The 17,710-nt window shown below is 68.0% G+C and carries 16 protein-coding genes; 9 read left to right on the top strand and 7 right to left on the bottom strand.

The annotated features are described in order from the left end of the window. Nucleotides 1–52: 52 nt before the first annotated feature. Nucleotides 53–625, top strand: a complete 573-nt coding sequence (locus AC3WVS_RS04015; RefSeq protein ID WP_492317495.1) for a cytochrome b — start codon at nucleotides 53–55, stop codon at nucleotides 623–625. A gap of 16 nt (nucleotides 626–641) precedes the next feature. Here the strand turns inward: AC3WVS_RS04015 and AC3WVS_RS04010 are convergent, their stop codons facing one another. Next, on the bottom strand, nucleotides 642–1,895 hold the full coding sequence (locus AC3WVS_RS04010; protein ID WP_492317494.1) for a GNAT family N-acetyltransferase: 1,254 nt from the start codon (nucleotides 1,893–1,895) through the stop codon (nucleotides 642–644). A gap of 184 nt (nucleotides 1,896–2,079) precedes the next feature. On the opposite strand from AC3WVS_RS04010, the gene AC3WVS_RS04005 reads away from it, so the two are divergent. Both AC3WVS_RS04005 and glnK read left to right on the top strand, forming a co-directional pair. Then, nucleotides 2,080–4,128 (top strand): NAD(+) synthase, encoded by a 2,049-nt coding sequence (locus tag AC3WVS_RS04005; RefSeq protein ID WP_492317493.1) that lies wholly within the window; start codon nucleotides 2,080–2,082, stop codon nucleotides 4,126–4,128. 246 nt (nucleotides 4,129–4,374) lie between these two features. Next, nucleotides 4,375–4,713 (top strand): P-II family nitrogen regulator, encoded by a 339-nt coding sequence (gene glnK / locus AC3WVS_RS04000; protein ID WP_006162803.1) that lies wholly within the window; start codon nucleotides 4,375–4,377, stop codon nucleotides 4,711–4,713. A gap of 62 nt (nucleotides 4,714–4,775) precedes the next feature. Here the strand turns inward: glnK and AC3WVS_RS03995 are convergent, their stop codons facing one another. From AC3WVS_RS03995 to trxB, 3 genes are all read right to left on the bottom strand, one after another. Further along, nucleotides 4,776–5,417: a trimeric intracellular cation channel family protein gene (locus AC3WVS_RS03995; RefSeq protein ID WP_011614676.1), complete on the bottom strand. Its 642-nt coding sequence runs from the start codon at nucleotides 5,415–5,417 to the stop codon at nucleotides 4,776–4,778. A gap of 13 nt (nucleotides 5,418–5,430) precedes the next feature. Beyond that, entirely contained in the window at nucleotides 5,431–6,105 is a 675-nt protein-coding gene (locus AC3WVS_RS03990) for a Smr/MutS family protein (RefSeq protein ID WP_492317492.1), read from the bottom strand. A gap of 114 nt (nucleotides 6,106–6,219) precedes the next feature. Next, nucleotides 6,220–7,185: a thioredoxin-disulfide reductase gene (trxB, locus tag AC3WVS_RS03985; protein ID WP_010813000.1), complete on the bottom strand. Its 966-nt coding sequence runs from the start codon at nucleotides 7,183–7,185 to the stop codon at nucleotides 6,220–6,222. Nucleotides 7,186–7,419: 234 nt separating this feature from the next. Here trxB and AC3WVS_RS03980 point away from each other — a divergent pair, with 234 nt between their 5' ends. The 3 genes from AC3WVS_RS03980 (at nucleotide 7,420) to AC3WVS_RS03970 (ending at nucleotide 10,986) form a co-directional block, all read left to right on the top strand. Further along, nucleotides 7,420–9,756, top strand: coding sequence for a DNA translocase FtsK (locus AC3WVS_RS03980; RefSeq protein WP_492317491.1), 2,337 nt, complete (start codon nucleotides 7,420–7,422; stop codon nucleotides 9,754–9,756). Between the two features lie 148 nt (nucleotides 9,757–9,904). Next, nucleotides 9,905–10,540 carry an outer membrane lipoprotein chaperone LolA gene (lolA, locus tag AC3WVS_RS03975; RefSeq protein WP_492317490.1) on the top strand — a complete coding sequence of 212 codons (636 nt, stop codon included), beginning with the start codon at nucleotides 9,905–9,907 and terminating at the stop codon, nucleotides 10,538–10,540. A gap of 8 nt (nucleotides 10,541–10,548) precedes the next feature. Beyond that, nucleotides 10,549–10,986: a hypothetical protein gene (locus AC3WVS_RS03970; protein ID WP_492317489.1), complete on the top strand. Its 438-nt coding sequence runs from the start codon at nucleotides 10,549–10,551 to the stop codon at nucleotides 10,984–10,986. A 16-nt stretch (nucleotides 10,987–11,002) separates the two neighbouring features. On the opposite strand, the gene AC3WVS_RS03965 is transcribed toward AC3WVS_RS03970, so the two are convergent. Further along, entirely contained in the window at nucleotides 11,003–12,103 is a 1,101-nt protein-coding gene (locus tag AC3WVS_RS03965; protein ID WP_492317488.1) for an NAD(P)-dependent alcohol dehydrogenase, read from the bottom strand. Nucleotides 12,104–12,359: 256 nt separating this feature from the next. Here AC3WVS_RS03965 and AC3WVS_RS03960 point away from each other — a divergent pair, with 256 nt between their 5' ends. Both AC3WVS_RS03960 and AC3WVS_RS03955 read left to right on the top strand, forming a co-directional pair. After that, nucleotides 12,360–12,686, top strand: coding sequence for a hypothetical protein (locus AC3WVS_RS03960; RefSeq protein WP_492317487.1), 327 nt, complete (start codon nucleotides 12,360–12,362; stop codon nucleotides 12,684–12,686). A gap of 219 nt (nucleotides 12,687–12,905) precedes the next feature. Further along, nucleotides 12,906–13,943: a Fe(3+) ABC transporter substrate-binding protein gene (locus tag AC3WVS_RS03955; RefSeq protein ID WP_340523034.1), complete on the top strand. Its 1,038-nt coding sequence runs from the start codon at nucleotides 12,906–12,908 to the stop codon at nucleotides 13,941–13,943. 31 nt (nucleotides 13,944–13,974) lie between these two features. Here the strand turns inward: AC3WVS_RS03955 and AC3WVS_RS03950 are convergent, their stop codons facing one another. Further along, on the bottom strand, nucleotides 13,975–14,646 hold the full coding sequence (locus AC3WVS_RS03950) for a hypothetical protein (protein WP_492317486.1): 672 nt from the start codon (nucleotides 14,644–14,646) through the stop codon (nucleotides 13,975–13,977). 108 nt (nucleotides 14,647–14,754) lie between these two features. Beyond that, nucleotides 14,755–16,398: an ABC transporter permease gene (locus AC3WVS_RS03945; protein WP_010812991.1), complete on the bottom strand. Its 1,644-nt coding sequence runs from the start codon at nucleotides 16,396–16,398 to the stop codon at nucleotides 14,755–14,757. Nucleotides 16,399–16,519: 121 nt separating this feature from the next. Here AC3WVS_RS03945 and AC3WVS_RS03940 point away from each other — a divergent pair, with 121 nt between their 5' ends. After that, on the top strand, nucleotides 16,520–17,653 hold the full coding sequence (locus AC3WVS_RS03940; protein WP_492317485.1) for an ABC transporter ATP-binding protein: 1,134 nt from the start codon (nucleotides 16,520–16,522) through the stop codon (nucleotides 17,651–17,653). Nucleotides 17,654–17,710: the final 57 nt, after the last annotated feature.

Below are 17,710 nucleotides of genomic sequence, written 5' to 3'. Positions count from 1 at the left end.
CCGGGCAAGCGCCTTGCGCTACGCTATGCGGGTGCTGACAAGAGGAGTCCTCATGAATCCCATCACCGAAATCCAGGCATTGCCGCAGGCCTTGTCGCCGCTGCGTCGCTATGACCGGCTGGCGGTGTGCTTCCACTGGGCGGTATTCCTGCTGGTGGCGCTGGCCTATGCCGCGATCGAGCTGAAGGGCAGTTTTGCCAAGGGCACGCCGCCGCGCGCGCTGGCCATGACAGTCCATGAATGGGCGGGGGCGCTGGTGCTGCTGCTGGCGGTGCCGCGCCTGCTGTGGCGCCTGGTGCGCGGCGCGCCCGCGCCGGAGCCGGGCGCGCGCTGGATGCAGTTGGCCGGCGAGGCCATGCACTGGGTGCTTTACCTGTATATCCTGGCCCAGCCGCTGCTGGGGCTGCTGGCGATGAACGCTGGCGGCCACCTGCTGGCGTTGCCTTCGCTGGGGCTGGAAGTGCCGGCGCTGGTGGCGGCCGACCCGGCACTGAAGGACACCGTCAAGGAGGTCCACGAGACCCTGGGCACCGCCTTCTACCTGGTGATCGGCCTGCACGCGATGGCGTCGCTGTTCCACCACTACATGCTGGGCGACAACACGCTGCGGCGGATGTGGCGCTGAGCGCCGGCTTGCGTGTTCAGGCGCGGGCGAACGGGTTGCGTTCGCCCAGTTCGTCCAGGTAGGCGTCGATGCCCTGGCGCTCGCGCTCAAGGAAGCGCTCGACGGCATCGGCAAAGGCGGGATGCGCCAGCCAGTGGGCCGAGCGCGTGGCCACCGGCAGGAAGCCGCGCGCCATCTTGTGCTCGCCCTGGGCGCCGCCTTCGAAGGTGCGTATGCCTTGCTCGATGCAGAATTCCAGCGGCTGGTAGTACGCGGTTTCGAAGTGCAGGCAGGCGTAGTGCTCCAGCGCGCCCCAGTAGCGCCCGTAGAGCGTGCTGACTTCCGGCGTATCGTCATAGACCAGCAGCGAACTGGCGATGGGCTGGCCGTCGCGCTCGGCGATCACCAGCAGCAGGTGCTGCGGCATGGCGGCGCCGATGCGCCGGAAGAAATCCAGGTTCAGGTAGGGCGTGGAATGGTGCTCGCGGTAAGTCTGGCGATAGCACCGGTTGAAGAACTTCCACGCGTCGTCGTCGATCTGCGCGCCACGCAGGCGCCGAAAGCTGATGCCGGCCTGCGCCACCTGCCGGCGCTCGGCGCGGATGTTCTTGCGCTTTTTCTGCGACAGCGTGGCCAGGAAGTCGTCGAAGCTGCCGTAGCCGTCATTGGTCCAGTGGAACTGCACGCCGTGCCGCATCAGCATGCCGGCCTGCTGCATCAGGGCGGCTTCCGCCTCGTCGGGGAACAGGATGTGCAGCGACGACATCTGGCTTTCGGCGGCCAGCGCCAGCGCCATCCGCAGCAGCAGGCGGCGCGCATGGGCGTCTTCGGCCAGCAGCCGCGCGCCGCGCACCGGCGTGAAGGGAATTGCCGCCAGCCATTTGGGGTAGTACTCGAGCCCGTTGCGGGCATAGGCGTCGGCCCAGGCCCAGTCGAAGACATATTCGCCATAGGAATGCCCCTTGGCGTAGAGCGGCATGGCCGCGGCCAGCCGTTCCGGGCGGCCGTCCTTGGCCGGCGCCCACAACGTCAGGTAGCGCGGGTTCCACCCGGTCTCGGCGCAGGCGCTGCCGCTGGTGTGCAGGGCGTGCAGGAAGGCATGCTTCAGGAACGGCGTGGCGTCGGCGTGGTGCGCCACCAGGGCGTCCCAGGCGGCGGCATCGATCTCGCCCAGGTCGGAGATGATTTCGGTACGGTATTCCTGCGCAGGGTCGCCTGCCGACTTGCGCTTGTGCTGTGCCGGCTGGCGCTGGTCCTTGCCCTCGCCGGGCACGCATGATTCAGACTGCATTGCACCAGTTCCCGTCTGTGGATCGATCGAGTCTACCGGAAACGATGCGCCGTTGCTGCGCCGCACGGCAGGCGCGGGGCGGGCGTCGTAAAATGGAGCATCCTCGTCACCAGTGCTTGCCGAGGCATCCCGGGATGCCTCAGGCGGCGGCATGGTCCGCATGGTTCGATAACCAAGGCCCGATATGAAGAACCCGTTTTTCAACCTGTATTCCCACGGCTTTGCGCGTGTCGCGGTGGGCGTGCCCGTCTGCCGGGTGGCCGACCCGGCCTTCAACGCCGCCGAGACCATTGCCCTGGCGGCGCAGGCGGCGCAGCAGGGCGCCGTGCTGGTGGCGTTCCCGGAGCTGGGCATCTCCGCCTACACCTGCGACGACCTGTTCCACCAGCGCGCGCTGCTGGACGCCTGCGAGGCGGCGCTGGCCACCATCGTCGAGGCCTCGCGCAAGCTGCCGGCGGCGCTGATCGTCGGCATGCCGCTGCGGGTCGAGCACCAGTTGTTCAACTGCGCCGTGGTGGTGGCGCGTGGGCATGTCCAGGGCGTGGTGCCCAAGTCCTACCTGCCGAACTACTGGGAGTTCTACGAGGCGCGCCAGTTCAGCGCCGCCGACAACGCCGCGGTCGAGACGATCCGGCTGCTGGGCCAGGACGTGCCGTTCGGCGCCGGGCTGCTGTTCGATGTCGAAGACATCCCCGACTTCCGCTTCCACGCAGAAATCTGCGAAGACGTCTGGGTGCCGATCCCGCCGTCGTCGTTCGCGGCGCTGGCCGGGGCCACGGTGCTGGTCAACCTGTCGGCCTCGAATATCGTGGTCGGCAAGGCCGGCTACCGGCACCAGCTGGTCTCGCAGCAGTCGGCGCGATGCCTGGCGGCCTACCTGTACACCTCGGCCGGCAAGGGCGAGTCCTCCACCGACCTGGCCTGGGACGGCCAGGCGCTGATCTGCGAGAACGGCGAGCTGCTGGCCGAATCCGAGCGCTTTGCCGATACCTCGCACCTGCTCTGCGCCGATATCGACGTCGAACGGCTGTCGCGCGAGCGCATGCACCAGGTCACCTTCGGCCACTCGGTGCGCCGGCACAAGGCAGAAGTGGACAAGTTCCGCGTGGTGCGCTTCCCGCTCGACCTGACGCTGGAGAAGTCGCTGCCGCTGGCGCGCAGCGTGGCGCGCTTCCCGTACGTGCCGGCCGATCCGCGCCAGCGCGACGAACGCTGCATGGAGGTCTACAACATCCAGGTGCAGGCGCTGGTGCAGCGCCTGTCGGCCAGCAAGATCAGCAAGGTGGTGATCGGCGTGTCCGGCGGGCTGGATTCCACCCATGCGCTGCTGGTCTGCGCCAAGGCGATGGACCGCCTGGGCCTGCCGCGCGCCAATATCCTGGCCTACACCATGCCGGGTTTTGCCACCAGCGACCGCACCCTGCTGCAGGCGCGCCAGCTGATGCAGGTGGTGGGCTGCACCGCGACCGAGATCGATATCCGCCCGTCGTGCCTGGCCATGCTGAAGGACCTGGGCCACCCGTACGCCGCCGGCGAGAAGGTCTACGACGTGACCTTCGAGAACGTGCAAGCAGGCGAGCGCACCAACCACCTGTTCCGTCTGGCCAATTTCCACCACGCCATCGTGATCGGCACCGGCGACCTGAGCGAACTGGCGCTGGGCTGGTGCACCTATGGCGTGGGCGACCATATGTCGCACTACAACGTCAACGCCAGCGTGCCCAAGACGCTGATCTCGCACCTGGTGCGCTGGGTGGCCGAGAGCGGGCAGGTGGGCGAGGGCGGTTCCGACGTGCTGCTGGACGTGCTCGACACCGACATCAGCCCCGAGCTGGTCCCGGGCGACAGCAACCACGGCCCCGAGCAGAAGACCGAGAGCACCATCGGCCCGTATGAGCTGCAGGACTTCAACCTCTACCACACGCTGCGCTTCGGCTTCACGCCGTCCAAGATCGCCTTCCTGGCGCTGCATGCCTGGGGTGACCGCGAGCGCGGCGTCTGGCCCAATGGCCCGCATGTGGTGCGCAACCAGTACGGGCTGCCGGAGATCAAGCGCAACCTGGCGATCTTCCTGGACCGCTTCTTCCGCACCAGCCAGTTCAAGCGCTCATGCATCCCGAACGCGCCCAAGGTGGGCTCGGGCGGATCGCTGTCGCCGCGCGGTGACTGGCGCGCGCCGAGCGATTCAGAGTCGGTGGTGTGGCTGGCGGACCTGGAGAAGGTGCCGGATTGAGCGCAGCGCCGGTAGCCCCGCCTCTTGGGTGGCGGCTTGTGCACAGCTTCTCCAGTGGCTGTCCACAGGTTTATCCACAGGGCCGGGGCGTGCCCGGATGCGCGCTAGCCAACGCTGCGGCCGCGCCGGCTGTGGGGCAGGCGGAATTGCAAGCGGCCAAGGGCTGGTAAAATGCCACCCGGAGAGCGCCGCGACCGCGGCGATGCGCCGCCAGGCGCGTGAACAAACGATAAACAGGGGCCAGTCATGAAGCAGATTACCGCCATCATCAAACCGTTCAAGCTCGACGAGGTGCGTGAAGCCCTGGCCGACGTCGGCGTGACCGGGCTGACGGTGACCGAAGTGAAGGGATTTGGCCGCCAGAAAGGGCATACCGAGCTCTACCGTGGCGCGGAGTACGTAGTCGACTTCCTGCCCAAGATCAAGATCGAAGTGGTGGTGGCCGAGAATCAGCTGGACACCGTGCTGGACGCCATCGTCAAGGCCGCCCACACCGGCAAGATCGGCGACGGCAAGATCTTCGTCACCGAGATCGAGCGCGTGATCCGCATCCGCACCGGCGAGCAGGACGAAGCCGCGGTCTGAGCCTCGGGCCAGGATAGCGAAACGCCGCCTTGCAGGGCGGCGTTTTCATTGGTGCGTGCGGTTCAGCTGGGCAGCTTCCACCCGTAGCGCACCGACACCAGCCGCATGGCGATGATCGCCACCGCCCCGGTCAGCAGCGCCGCTTCCTGCTGCACCGCCAGCCAGGTCATGCCGACATAGATCCAGCAGCCGACAAAGGAGCAGGTGGCGTAGGGCGAGCGGTCGCGCAGGATCATCGGCACCTCATTGCACAGCACGTCGCGCACCACGCCGCCGAACACGGCCGAGATGATGCCCATCATCACCGCCACGGTGGGCGTCATCTGCGCCACCAGCGCCAGCGAAGCGCCGGTCACCGAGAACAGCCCCAGCCCGATCGCGTCGGCCACGATCATGGCCCGGTCCGAGGCCACGCGGCTGACCACGCGCAGCACGAACGAGGCGCCGAACGACATCACGAAGATCAGCAGCACGTAGCCTTCGTGGTCGACCCAGTAGAACGGGCGCCGGTCCAGCAGCACGTCGCGCACGGTGCCGCCGCCAAAGGCGGTGGCAAAGGCCACCACGAAGGTGCCGACCACGTCCAGGCGCTGCTTGCGTGCGTCGACCACGCCCGAGACCGCGAAGGCGAGCACGCCGATCACCTCCATGATGTGGAGGATCAGGGGCAGCCGCCCCATCAGCAATTCAAGCGGAACGTGCATCCGTGGCGATGCGTCAGGTGCGCGGCTGGCGCAGCAGCACCATCAGCGCGCCGGCGCCGCCTTCGGCCTCGCGCGCCTGCACGAAGGCGAGCACTTCCTCCTTCTGCACCAGCCAGCTGCGCACCTTGCCCTTGAGCACCGGCAGCTTGTCGGGCGAGCCCAGGCCCTTGCCGTGGATCACGCGCACGCAGCGCACGCCGTTGCGCACCGAGCGGCGCAGGAACTCGGCCAGCGCCTCGCGCGCCTCGTCGCTGCGCAGGCCGTGCAGGTCGACCTTGTCCTGCGGCACCCATTCGCCGCGGCGCAGCTTGCGGATCACGTCCATGCCGATGCCGGGCCGTCGGAACGACAGGGTCTCGTCGGTTTCCAGCAGGCTTTCCACGTCGAAATCATCGGACAGCGAGGCCGCCAGCACGGCTTCGTCGTTGCGGCGCGACTGCACCGGCACCGGGGCGGGCTTGCTGGCGGGCACGGGGGCGCGGTTGCGGTCGCGCAGCTGGCTGACCTGGCCCACGCTGGTGCGGAAGACGTCGGCCTCTTCACGGGCGCGCCGGGCGGCCTGCTCGGCGGCCACGCGCTCGGCTTCGCGGCGCTCGGTATCGGCCTTGAGGGTGTCGCGCAGCCTGGCAAGGTCGTTCAGGCCGAAACGTTGGGGCGGTCGGTCGGGTTTGCGGGCGCCGTGCGTCATTGAAAAATCTCCGGGGGCTCGGCGCAGATTATATCGACTGGCGGGGCGGCAGGAGATGCCGCAGGGGGACGCGCCGGCGGGCCGTGGCGGCCCGGCCGGCGGAGGGGGCGGTGCTTACTTCAGGGCTTCGACAAAGCGCTGGGCATCCAGCGCGGCCATGCAGCCGGTGCCGGCGCTGGTGATAGCCTGGCGGTAGACATGGTCCTGCACGTCGCCGGCGGCAAACACGCCCGGCACGCTGGTGGCGGTGGCGTCGCCCTGCAGGCCCGACTTGGTCACCAGGTAGCCGTTTTCCATGGCCAGCTGGCCTTCGAACAGGTCGGTGTTGGGCTTGTGGCCGATGGCGATGAACACGCCCGCCAGCTTCAGGTCCTCGGCCTGGCCGGTCTTGGTGCCGCGCACGCGGATGCCGGTCACGCCGGATTCGTCGCCCAGCACCTCGTCCAGCACGCTGTCGTAGCGGATCACCACGCGGCCTTCCTTTTCACGCTGCAGCAGGCGGTCGACCAGGATCGGCTCGGCGCGGAAGCTGTCGCGGCGGTGGATCACGGTGACCTTGCTGGCGATATGCGACAGGTACAGCGCCTCTTCCACGGCGGTGTTGCCGCCGCCGACCACGGCCACTTCCTGGTTCTTGTAGAAGAAGCCGTCGCAGGTGGCGCAGGCCGACACGCCGCGGCCCATGAAGGACTCTTCGGACGGCAGGCCCAGGTACTGCGCCGAGGCGCCGGTGGCGATGATCAGCGCGTCGCACGTATATTCACCGGCGTCGCCGATCAGGCGGAAGGGGCGGGCCGGCTGGCCGTTGTCGTCCACCAGCTTGGCGGTGTGGATGTGATCGAAGATGATTTCGGTCTTGAATTCCTCGGCGTGCGCCAGCAGGCGCTGCATCAGTTCAGGACCCTGGACGCCCTTGGCATCGCCCGGCCAGTTCTCGACGTCCGTGGTGGTCATCAGCTGACCGCCCTGTGCCAGGCCGGTGATCAGCACCGGTTCCAGGTTGGCGCGGGCCGCGTAGACCGCGGCGGTATAGCCGGCGGGACCAGAACCGAGAATCAGCACTTTTGCGTGTTTTGCCATGATGCGTTCCTGTGGCCGGTGCGGCATGCTGCCCACCGGCATTGCTCGAAAGCGACATTATAAGAGGAGCCGCATTTGCTCACTGTTGCAAATTCCAATGAGTGCGATAGTCTCGGGCCACGTTAAAATGGCCGCCACGATGACCGTCAGTCACCTGGTGAGCGACCACTGACCGCTGCCGGCATCGGCCCGAAACACGTCCGGAATCACCTTACACGCGAGTCTTAACCAGGCATGGCCCGAGCTACCACGACCACCCGCACCGATCCCTCAGCCTTGCCATCCCGCATCGGCAAACTGCTGGGAGAGGTCCGCTGGTTCCTGCTGCTTGCCGTCACGCTGGGTTTCCTGTGCGTGCTGGCCAGCTACAGCAAGACCGATCCCGGCTGGTCGCATGCCAACCAGGTGGCCGATATCCACAACCTGGGCGGGCGCGTCGGCGCCTGGGTGGCCGACGTGCTGTTCTTCATCTTCGGCTTTTCCGCCTACTGGCTGGCGGTGCTGCTGGTGCGCCGCTGCTGGCGCGGCTGGCGCACGCTGACTGCCGAGCTGCCCGAGCGCGCGGATCCCGGCCTGCACCGCCAGGGCGTGACCGTCAGCTGGATCGGCTTCGGGCTGACCCTGTTCTCCAGCATGGGCCTGGAGGCGATCCGCATGTACCCGCTGCGCGCCGCGCTGCCGCGCGCGCCGGGCGGGGTGCTGGGCGACCTGCTGGGCGGCTGGCTGCAGGTGGCGCTGGGCTTCACCGGCGCGACCCTGCTGCTGTTGCTGCTGCTGGCGATCGGGCTGTCGCTGTTCTTCCATTTCTCCTGGCTGACCGTGGCCGAGCACGTCGGCGGCTTTGTCGAGACCCTGTTCCTGGGCTTCAAGGCCCGCCGCGAGAGCAAGCAGGACCGCATCATCGGCGAGGCCGCCAAGACCGAGCGCAAGGAAACCGTCGAGGTGCAGCGCGTGCGCATCGAAGAGGCGGCGCCGGTGCAGATCGTGCGCCCGCAGGCGGTGCCCAAGCATGAGCGCGTCGAGCGCGAGAAGCAGCAGCCGCTGTTTGCCGATATCCAGGACTCGGACCTGCCGCCGCTGTCGCTGCTGGACCCGATCCCGCCGCACCAGGAAACTGTCAGCGCCGAGACCCTGGAGTTCACCTCGCGCCTGATCGAGAAAAAGCTCAAGGACTTCGGCGTCGAGGTCAAGGTGGTGGCGGCCTACCCGGGCCCGGTTATCACGCGGTATGAGATCGAGCCGGCCACCGGCGTCAAGGGCAGCCAGGTGGTGAACCTGGCGCGCGACCTGGCGCGCTCGCTGTCGCTGGTGTCGATCCGCGTGGTCGAGACCATCCCGGGCAAGAACTACATGGGGCTGGAGCTGCCCAACCCGAAGCGCCAGACCGTGCGCCTGTCGGAAATCCTCGGCTCGCAGGTCTACAACGAGAGTTCGTCCAGCCTGACCATGGCGCTGGGCAAGGACATCGCCGGCAAGCCGATGGTGGCCGACCTGGCCCGCATGCCGCACTGCATGGTGGCCGGCACCACCGGCTCGGGCAAGTCGGTCGGCATCAACGCGATGATCCTGTCGCTGCTGTACAAGGCCAAGGCGGAAAGCGTACGCCTGATCCTGATCGACCCGAAGATGCTCGAAATGAGCGTCTACGAGGGCATCCCGCACCTGCTGTGCCCGGTGGTGACCGACATGCGCCAGGCCGGCAATGCCCTGAACTGGGCGGTCGGCGAGATGGAGCGCCGCTACAAGCTGATGAGCAAGCTGGGCGTGCGCAACCTGGCCGGCTACAACAAGAAGATCGACGAGGCCGCGGCCCGCGAAGAAAAGATCCCCAACCCGTTCAGCCTGACCCCGGACGCCCCGGAGCCGCTGGACCGGCTGCCCACCATCGTCATCGTCATCGACGAGCTGGCCGACCTGATGATGGTGGTCGGCAAGAAGGTGGAAGAGCTGATCGCCCGCATCGCGCAGAAGGCGCGCGCGGCCGGCCTGCACCTGGTGCTGGCCACGCAGCGCCCGTCGGTGGACGTGATCACCGGCCTGATCAAGGCCAACGTGCCGACCCGGATCGCGTTCCAGGTCAGCAGCAAGATCGACTCGCGCACCATCCTCGACCAGCAGGGCGCCGAAGCGCTGCTGGGCATGGGCGACATGCTCTACCTGGCGCCGGGCACCGGCCTGCCGGTGCGCGTGCACGGCGCCTTTGTCTCGGACGAGGAAGTCCACCGCGTGGTGGAAAAGCTCAAGGAATCCGGCGAAGCCAACTACATCGAGGGCATCCTCGAGGGCGGCCTGACCGATGACGCCGGCGGTGGCGACGGGTTTGGCGGCGGTGCCGGCATTGGCGGTGGCGGCGGCGAGGCCGATCCGCTGTACGACCAGGCGGTCGAGGTGGTGCTGAAGAACCGGCGCGCGTCGATCTCGCTGGTGCAGCGCCACCTGCGCATCGGCTACAACCGTGCCGCGCGGCTGCTGGAGGACATGGAAAAGGCCGGCATGGTCTCGGCCATGTCGGGCAATGGCAACCGCGACATCCTGGTGCAGGGTGGCGGTGCCGCCCGCGAAGATGACTGAGCGCCGCTCGCGCAGCCTTCGTAATATCCGGTTACCCGCCGGCTTGCGGCGCGCGGAATCCCCGGGCTGCCGGCGGCTCTAAAAGGACAGGTTGCCAGCGCCCGACGCGGCGCAGGCAACGCACCCTACAACTACCAGGACCCGAACCATGCGCAACCGCATCATCGTGTCGGCCTGCGCCGCGCTGGCGATGTTTGCCATCCAGGCGCCGGCCCATGCCGCAGCCACTGACCAGTTGCAGAGCTTTGTCACCGGCGTGAAGAGCGCGCGCGGCGAGTTCACGCAGCGCCAGGTCAAGGGGCAGGGCGCCAACGGCAAGGTGACCGGCACCTCCAGCGGCACCTTTGTGTTCTCGCGCCCGGGCAAGTTCACCTGGCGCTATACCAAGCCCTACGACCAGCTGCTGCAGGCCGACGGCCAGACCCTGTACATCTACGACAAGGACCTGAACCAGGTCACCGAGCGCAAGCTCGACGGTGCACTCGGCTCCAGCCCGGCGGCGATCCTGTTCGGCAGCAACGACCTGGAAAAGAACTTCATGGTCAAGAACGGCCCGACCCGCGACGGCGTAGAGTGGCTGGAGCTGACGCCCAAGGCCAAGGACACGCAGTTCGAGCGCATCGGCATCGGCTTCAAGGCCGGCAATCTTGAAGCCATGGAACTGCGCGACGCGTTCGGCAACACCACCCTGCTGACCTTCACGGGCATGCAGAAGAACCCGCCGCTGGCGGCCGATGCATTCCGGTTCACGGTGCCCAAGGGCGCCGATGTGATGAAGCAGTGAGGCCCGCCATGAACGATCCGCAGGAAGGTCCCGCAGTCACCATCCGTTCCCGGCGCGGCCAGCGCGCCGTGTTGCTGGCCAGTGCCGGCGCGCTGCTGACGGCGGCATGTGCCAGCAGCGGCGGCGGCGCCAGCAAGTTCGATGTCGATTCCTTCCTGCGCGCACCGGACTCGGGATTGCCCGAAGTGCTGGGCAATCCGGGCTTCCTCAAGGCCACGCGCGTGCCCGCCACCGAGTGCGCGGTGATGCTGCAGTCGGCCAGCACCGGCGTGCTGGAAGACCTGCCGCCCAGCAGCAATGCGCGCGGCCCGGCCTGGCTGTTGCATCCGAAGGGCCAGCCGGACCAGGTATGGCTGGTGGTCGGCGAGTCCGGCGGCGAGCGCACCTGCCATGGGCCGCTGCCGGCCGACGCCATGCAGGCGCTGGCCGCCCGGGCCAAGGGCTGAACCCGAGGCGCCGCCGTCAGTGCGGCTTGATGGCGATCTTCAGCACGCCGTCGCGCTGGTTGGCGAACAGGTCGTAGGCCGCGACGATGTCGTCCAGCTTGTACTGGTGCGTCACCAGCGCGCCCAGGTCGACCCGCCCCGACTCGATCACATTGATCAGCCGCCGCATGCGTTCCTTGCCGCCGGGGCACAGCGCGGTATTGATCTTGTGGTCGCCCAACCCCGCGGCTAAGGCCGACAGCGGAATGGTCAGGTCGCTTGAATAGACCCCCAGGCTGGACAGCGTGCCGCCGGGCTTGAGCACGCGCAGCGACTGCTCGAAGGTTGCCTGCGTGCCCAGTGCCTCGATCGAGGCATCCACGCCGCGCCCGCCGGTCAGCTTCATGACCTCGTCCACCACGTCGCAGTTGCGGAAGTTCAGGACCACGTCCGCGCCCATCTTGCGCGCGATCTCCAGCCGGTGGTCGTTGCCGTCGACGGCGATGATGGTGGTGGCGCCGCACAGCCGCGCGCCGGCGGTCGCGCATAGCCCGATCGGACCCTGCGCGAACACGGCCACGGTGTCGCCGATGCGGATATTGGCGTTTTCCGCGCCCTTGAAGCCGGTGGACATGATGTCGGGGCACATCAGCACCTGCTCGTCGGTGAGGCCATCGGGGATTGGCGCCAGGTTGGCCTGGGCGTCGGGCACCAGCACGTATTCCGCCTGGGTACCGTCGATCATGTTGCCGAAGCGCCAGCCCGCGGTCGCCTTGTAGCCGTGGCAGCCGCACTGGCCGCTGGCCATCAGGTAGCTGCCATCCTGCGAGGCCACGCCGTCCTGCGCCGCGTAGGAGTTGAAGTTGGGGCAGATTGCGCCGGCGATCACGCGCTGGCCTTCTCGGTATCCCGTCACCGCGCTGCCGAGCTTTTCGATGATGCCGACGGGCTCATGGCCCACGGTCAGGCCCTTCGCCACCGGGTACTCACCCTTGAGGATGTGCACGTCGGTGCCGCAGATGGTGGTGGTGGTGATACGCACCAGGGCATCGTTGGGGCCGATATCCGGGATTGGCTTGTCTGCCAGTTCGATCCGGCCAGGCTCGACAAAAACGGCGGCTTTCATCATTGCGGTCATGCGTTGCTCCCAGGGAAGGCGCAGGGGGACGCGCGGTGGGTGGAGTGGTGCGGGACGTTGCCGGCCCGCTTCCTCACTGATAGCACGCCTGGGTTATAGGTCGGTTTATCCAGATCAAGCCGAGGCCATACAGAAAATGTGCACAATACATGGCAATCTGGCAAAGGTTTCACATCGGTGTGCAAAGAAGCTGAACGCCGCGGTGTGCCGCGTGTCCCAGCATCCACATACTCGCCATACCCATCAGGAGAACGACATGATTGCGAAGCGAACCATCCGCCGTTGGCTGCGCCAGTCCGCCATGCTGGCGGCGGGCGGGGCCCTGCTGGCGGCTTGCGCGGCGCCCGCGCCGACCGGCCCGCAAGGCGCGCGTGGCACGCCGCAGGGCTGTGCCGCCGACAAGCTGGCCGACGATGCCCTGGTCGGCAAGCCCGAGGCCGAGGCCATTGGCCTGCTGCAGGCCTGCGCGTGGCGCCTGGGCGAGCGCGACGGCCAGCAGTTCCCCGGCACCATGGACTACAACCCGCAACGCCGCGCGCTCGGCGTCAAGGCTGGCAAGGTGGTCTGGGTACGCCGCGGCTGAGATCCGGCGCCCGCCTTGCCGGTTCGCCTTCGCACAAGGGGCGATTAGGTTAGTGCGGGCATCTCCCTGATATTGAGCGGTCAACGGGCGTCAACATGACAGAAATGTAATTTGACCGCCTGAACAAGAATCAATATTGTTCCCCGCTGACCGGAATCCAATAACCGGGCGGCCTCGGGTCCCCGGCGGCTGCCCAAACCATGCTGGGGAGCCAACCGCGTGAAGACCACTATCCGAACCTTGCTGCCGCGCGCTGCGGCGCTGGCCCTGCTGACCCTGCCGCTCGCCGCGGCGGCGCAGGAAAAGGTGCTCAACCTCTACACCGCGCGTCACTACCAGACGGACGAAGCGCTGTACGCCAACTTCACCAAGCAGACCGGCATCAAGATCAACCGCATCGAAGGCCAGGAAGACCCGCTGCTGGAGCGCATCCGCAATGAAGGTGCCAACAGCCCGGCGGACGTGTTCATCACGGTGGATATCGGCCGCCTGTGGCGCGCCCAGCAGGCTGGCGTGTTTGCGCCGGTAAAGTCGAAGGCGCTGGAATCGCGCATCCCGGCCAACTATCGCGACCCCAATGGCGAATGGTTCGGCTTCTCGGCGCGCGGCCGCGTGATCGCCTACAACAAGACCGCGGTCAAGGCCGGCGATATCGCCAGCTATGAAGACTTGGCCGATCCCAAGTGGAAGGGCAAGGTCTGCACGCGTTCCAGCGGCCATGTCTACAACCTGTCGCTGGTCTCCAGCCTGATCGCCCATGATGGCGAGGCACGCACCGAGCAGTGGGCGCGCGGCGTGGCCGCCAACCTGGCGCGCGTGCCCAAGGGCGGCGACACCGACCAGCTCAAGGCGGTTGCCGCCGGCGAGTGCGACGTGGCCATCGCCAACACCTACTACATCGCGCGCCTGCTGAAGTCGACCAAGCCGGAAGACAAAGCCGTGGCCGACAAGCTGGGCGTGCTGTGGCCGAACCAGTCGAGCCAGGGCGTGCACATGAACGTCTCGGGCGGCGGCATGCTCAAGCATGCGCCCAACAAGGAAGCGGCGGTCAAGTTCCTGGAGTACCTGGCCAGCGACGAGGCTCAGCGCTACTTTGCCGACGGCAACAACGAGTGGCCGGTGGTGCAGGGCGTGAAGGTCAGCAACCCGGCGCTGGAAGCGCTGGGCACGTTCAAGTCCGACACCATCAACGTGGCCGAACTGGGCAAGTACCAGCCGCAGGCACAGAAGCTGGTGGACCGCGCCGGCTTCAAGTAAGCCGCCACGGCCTTTGCAGTAGCGGTTCTTGCTACAGCAGGAACCGCTTGTTCCCCGTCACCTCGGTCGGCTCGACCTTGCGGAACGTCAGCTTCACGCTGCTGTTGAGCCGCCGCCCCGCCTGGCGCCGTACCAGCGCCCGGTGCAGCAGGCCCTTGTGTCCGACCGTGCCTTCCGCATAAGGCTGGTCTGGCGTCCCGCCCAGCGCCATCGCGGCCAGCGCCTGGTTGCGCTGCGCCGCACTCTTTTCCAGCAGCTTGTCCAATGCCATGCGTGCGCGCACCTGCGCCGCCAGCGCGATGTCGCCGGGATTGGCGCGGGCACGCTCGGCGTCCCAAGGCAGCTGCACCTTGCCGGCAAGGCGGCGCAGCGCGGCGCGCAGTTCGGCGCCATCCATCCGGGTTTCCTGCACGATCCAGACGGCGTCATGGCGCAGCACCGCTTCGGCATCGGCCATGCGGCGCATCAGCGCGGGCTGCAGTTCGGGCGACGAGAACTGCCGCGCGCGGCGGATCGCGTTGAGCGCGATGCGGCGCACCTGCGGGTTGGCGTGATCGAACAGGTCGGCGATGACGCGCGCGGCCGTGTCGGCCGAATTGACCATCTCCGCCAACTGGCCGGCCAGCGAGACTTCTTCCACGCCGCTCAGCTTGTTGCGGCTGAGCCGGTTCAACTTGAACAGCAGGATGTGATATCGCAGCATAGGTTCTTGCGCGGCAGGCATGCCGCTGTTCGCTCCCGGGCGGACGCCGGGCCATAAAAGGCTATCGGCGCGTTGCGGCGCGACTTTAGGGCAAGAAGCGCGGGAGGCTCAGCGCTGCGCTTCGCGCCGGATCGTGCGCGAGAGCACGATCACCGGCAGCAGGCCCACGGCTACGATCACCAGCGAGGCGGTGGCGGCCTCGGTCAGGCGCTCGTCGGCAGCGAGGTTGTAGGCCTGCACGGCCAGCGTGTCGAAGTTGAACGGGCGCATCACGAAGGTGGCCGGCAACTCCTTCATCACGTCGACAAAGACGATCAGTGCCGCGGTCAGCAGGCTGCCGCGCAGCATCGGGAAATGCACGCGCCGCAGCGTGGCGCCGGGGCCGTGGCCGAGGCTGCGCGCGGCCGCATCCATGCTGGGCGTGATCTTGCCCAGCCCGGCATTGACGGTCTGCAGCGCCACGCCCAGGAAGCGCACCAGCAGCGCATAGACCAGCGCGGCGATGCCGCCGGTCAGCAGCAGCCCCACCGAGAGCCCGAACTGCTGCTGCAGCCAGGCCGACAGCGCGTTGTCTAGCCGCGCCACCGGCACCAGCACGCCCACGGCAATGACCGAGCCCGGCAGCGCATAACCCATGCCGCACAGCCGCGTCAGGCCGCGCATCAGCCAGCTGCGCTTGCCGTTGGCCGCGCGCGCGGCGTAGCCCACTGCCAGCGCGACCGTCACCGCGGCCAGCGCGGTGGCGCTGGCCAGCAGGAAGCTGTTGCGCACCAGCCCGACAAAGCGCGCGCCGAACTGCGCATCGCCGTCGGTGAAGGCCATGCGGCACAGCATCAGCGCGGGAATCAGGAAGCCCAGCAGCACCGGCACCATGCATACAGCCAGCGCCAGCCAGCCGCGCGCGCCGTCCAGCGTCCAGGCCACGGCGCGGCGCTGGTTGCCGTAGACCTGCGCGCGGCCGCGGCTGGCGCGCTCCATCAGCAGGATGGCGGCGACGAACAGCAGCATGCATGCCGACAGCTGCGCCGCGGCGTTCTTGTCGCCAAGCGAAAACCAGGCGCGGTAGATGCCGGTGGAGAAAGTCGGGATGGCAAAGTAGGCGACGGTGCCGAAGTCGGCCAGCGTTTCCATCATCGCCAGCGCGGTGCCGGCAACGATGCCGGGACGCGCCAGCGGCAGCACCACGCGCCAGAGCCGGCTCCAGGTGCCGTGGCCGAGCAGGCGCGCGGCTTCCAGCGTGTTCTGGGTCTGCTGCAGGAAGGCGGCGCGCGCGGTCAGGTAGACGTAGGGGTACAGCACCAGCGAGAACAGGGCGATGGCGCCGCCCAGCGAGCGGATATCCGGGAACCAGTACTCGCGCGCCTTCCAGCCGGTCAGCTCGCGCAGCCAGCCCTGCACCGGCCCGGCAAACTGCAGCGCGTCGGTGTAGGCATAGGCGATCACGTAGGCGGGCATCGCCATCGGCAAGACCAGCGCCCATTCCATCACGGCGTGGCCCGGGAAACGGTAGGTCGATACCAGCCAGGCGGTGGTCACCCCCAGCAGCAATACGCCCACGGCGACGCCGCACAGCAGCCAGACGGTGTTGAGCACGTATTCCGCCAGCACCGTGTCGATCAGGTGGCGCCAGGTGTCGCCGGCAGGCAGCAGCACTGCCGAGGCGATCACCAGCACCGGCACGGCGATCAGCAGCGCCATCACCAGGGTGGCCAGGGTCAGGGGATGGAAGCGGCGGCGGCTGGACAGGAGCATGCGTCGGAAAGTGGGCGGAAGTGCCGCGCACAGCGTGCGGGCTGCCGCATTCTAGCAATGTGGGGCACGCATTTGCCCCGAAAGGCGCTCCCGGCCCCGGCCGCGTCCCTATAATGCGCACATGCGAACCGATTCCTATTCACGCTTGCCCGGCGCCCAGGCCCGCAGCCGGCCGGCGACCCGCGCAGGCGTTGCTGACGTCACTGGCGCTGGCGCCGCTGTCATCGAGGTCGACCAGATCCGTCACGCTTTTGGCCGCCATGTGGTGGTCAAGGGGCTGTCGTTCTCGGTGGCGCGCGGCAATATCGCCTGCCTGCTGGGGCCCAGCGGCTGCGGCAAGACCACGGTGCTGCGCGCCATCGCCGGTTTCGAGCCGCTGCAGGATGGCCGCATCGTGCTGGACGGGCAGGTCGTGTCGTCGTCCGGGGCGATGCTGGCGCCGGAGCAGCGCCGCATCGGCATGGTGTTCCAGGACTATGCGCTGTTCCCGCACCTGGACGTGGCGGCCAACGTGGGTTTCGGCCTGGTGCGGGCCAGCCGCGCCGGGCGCGCGGCGCGCGTGGACGAGGTGCTGCAGCTGGTCGGACTGGCCGGCGCGGGCCGCAAGTATCCGCATGAGCTGTCCGGCGGCCAGCAGCAGCGCGTGGCGCTGGCGCGCGCGCTGGCACCGCGCCCGGAGCTGCTGCTGCTCGACGAGCCGTTCTCCAACCTCGACGTCGACCTGCGCGAACGCCTGAGCCTGGAGGTGCGCGCGATCCTGAAGGCGCAGGGCACCACCGCGATCCTGGTCACCCACGACCAGCACGAGGCCTTTGCCATGGCCGACGAGATCGGCGTCATGCACGACGGGGTGATCGAGCAGTGGGGCAGCGCGCACGACCTCTACCACCGGCCGACATCGCGCTTTGTCGCGGGCTTTATCGGGCAGGGCGTGCTGATGGCGGGGCGGTTGCGCGGGACCGCGGAGATTGAACTGGAACTGGGCCTGCTGCGCCCCGCGGCGCCGCTGGCGCTGCCCGCCGGCGCCGCCGTCGACGTGCTGGTGCGCCCCGATGACATCGTCCACGACGACGCCAGCCCGATGCGCGCCGAGGTGGTCCACAAGGCCTTCCGCGGCGCCGAGATCCTGTACACGCTGCGCCTGGCCAGCGGCGGCCGCGTGCTGGCGCTGGTGCCGTCCCACCACAACCATGCCGTGGGCGAGCGCATCGGCATCCGTGTCGAGATCGAGGACGTGGTGGCATTTGCCGCCTAGCCTGCCACGCAGGGGCAGGGCGCCGATGGTCTACACTGTGGCGTTCTGCATTCACAA

The sequence above is a fragment of the Cupriavidus sp. CPT47-8839-RL05A genome (genome assembly GCF_058792255.1).
The sequence above is the reverse complement of the archived record's forward strand: the minus strand, read 5'-3'. Positions and strand labels throughout refer to the sequence as shown.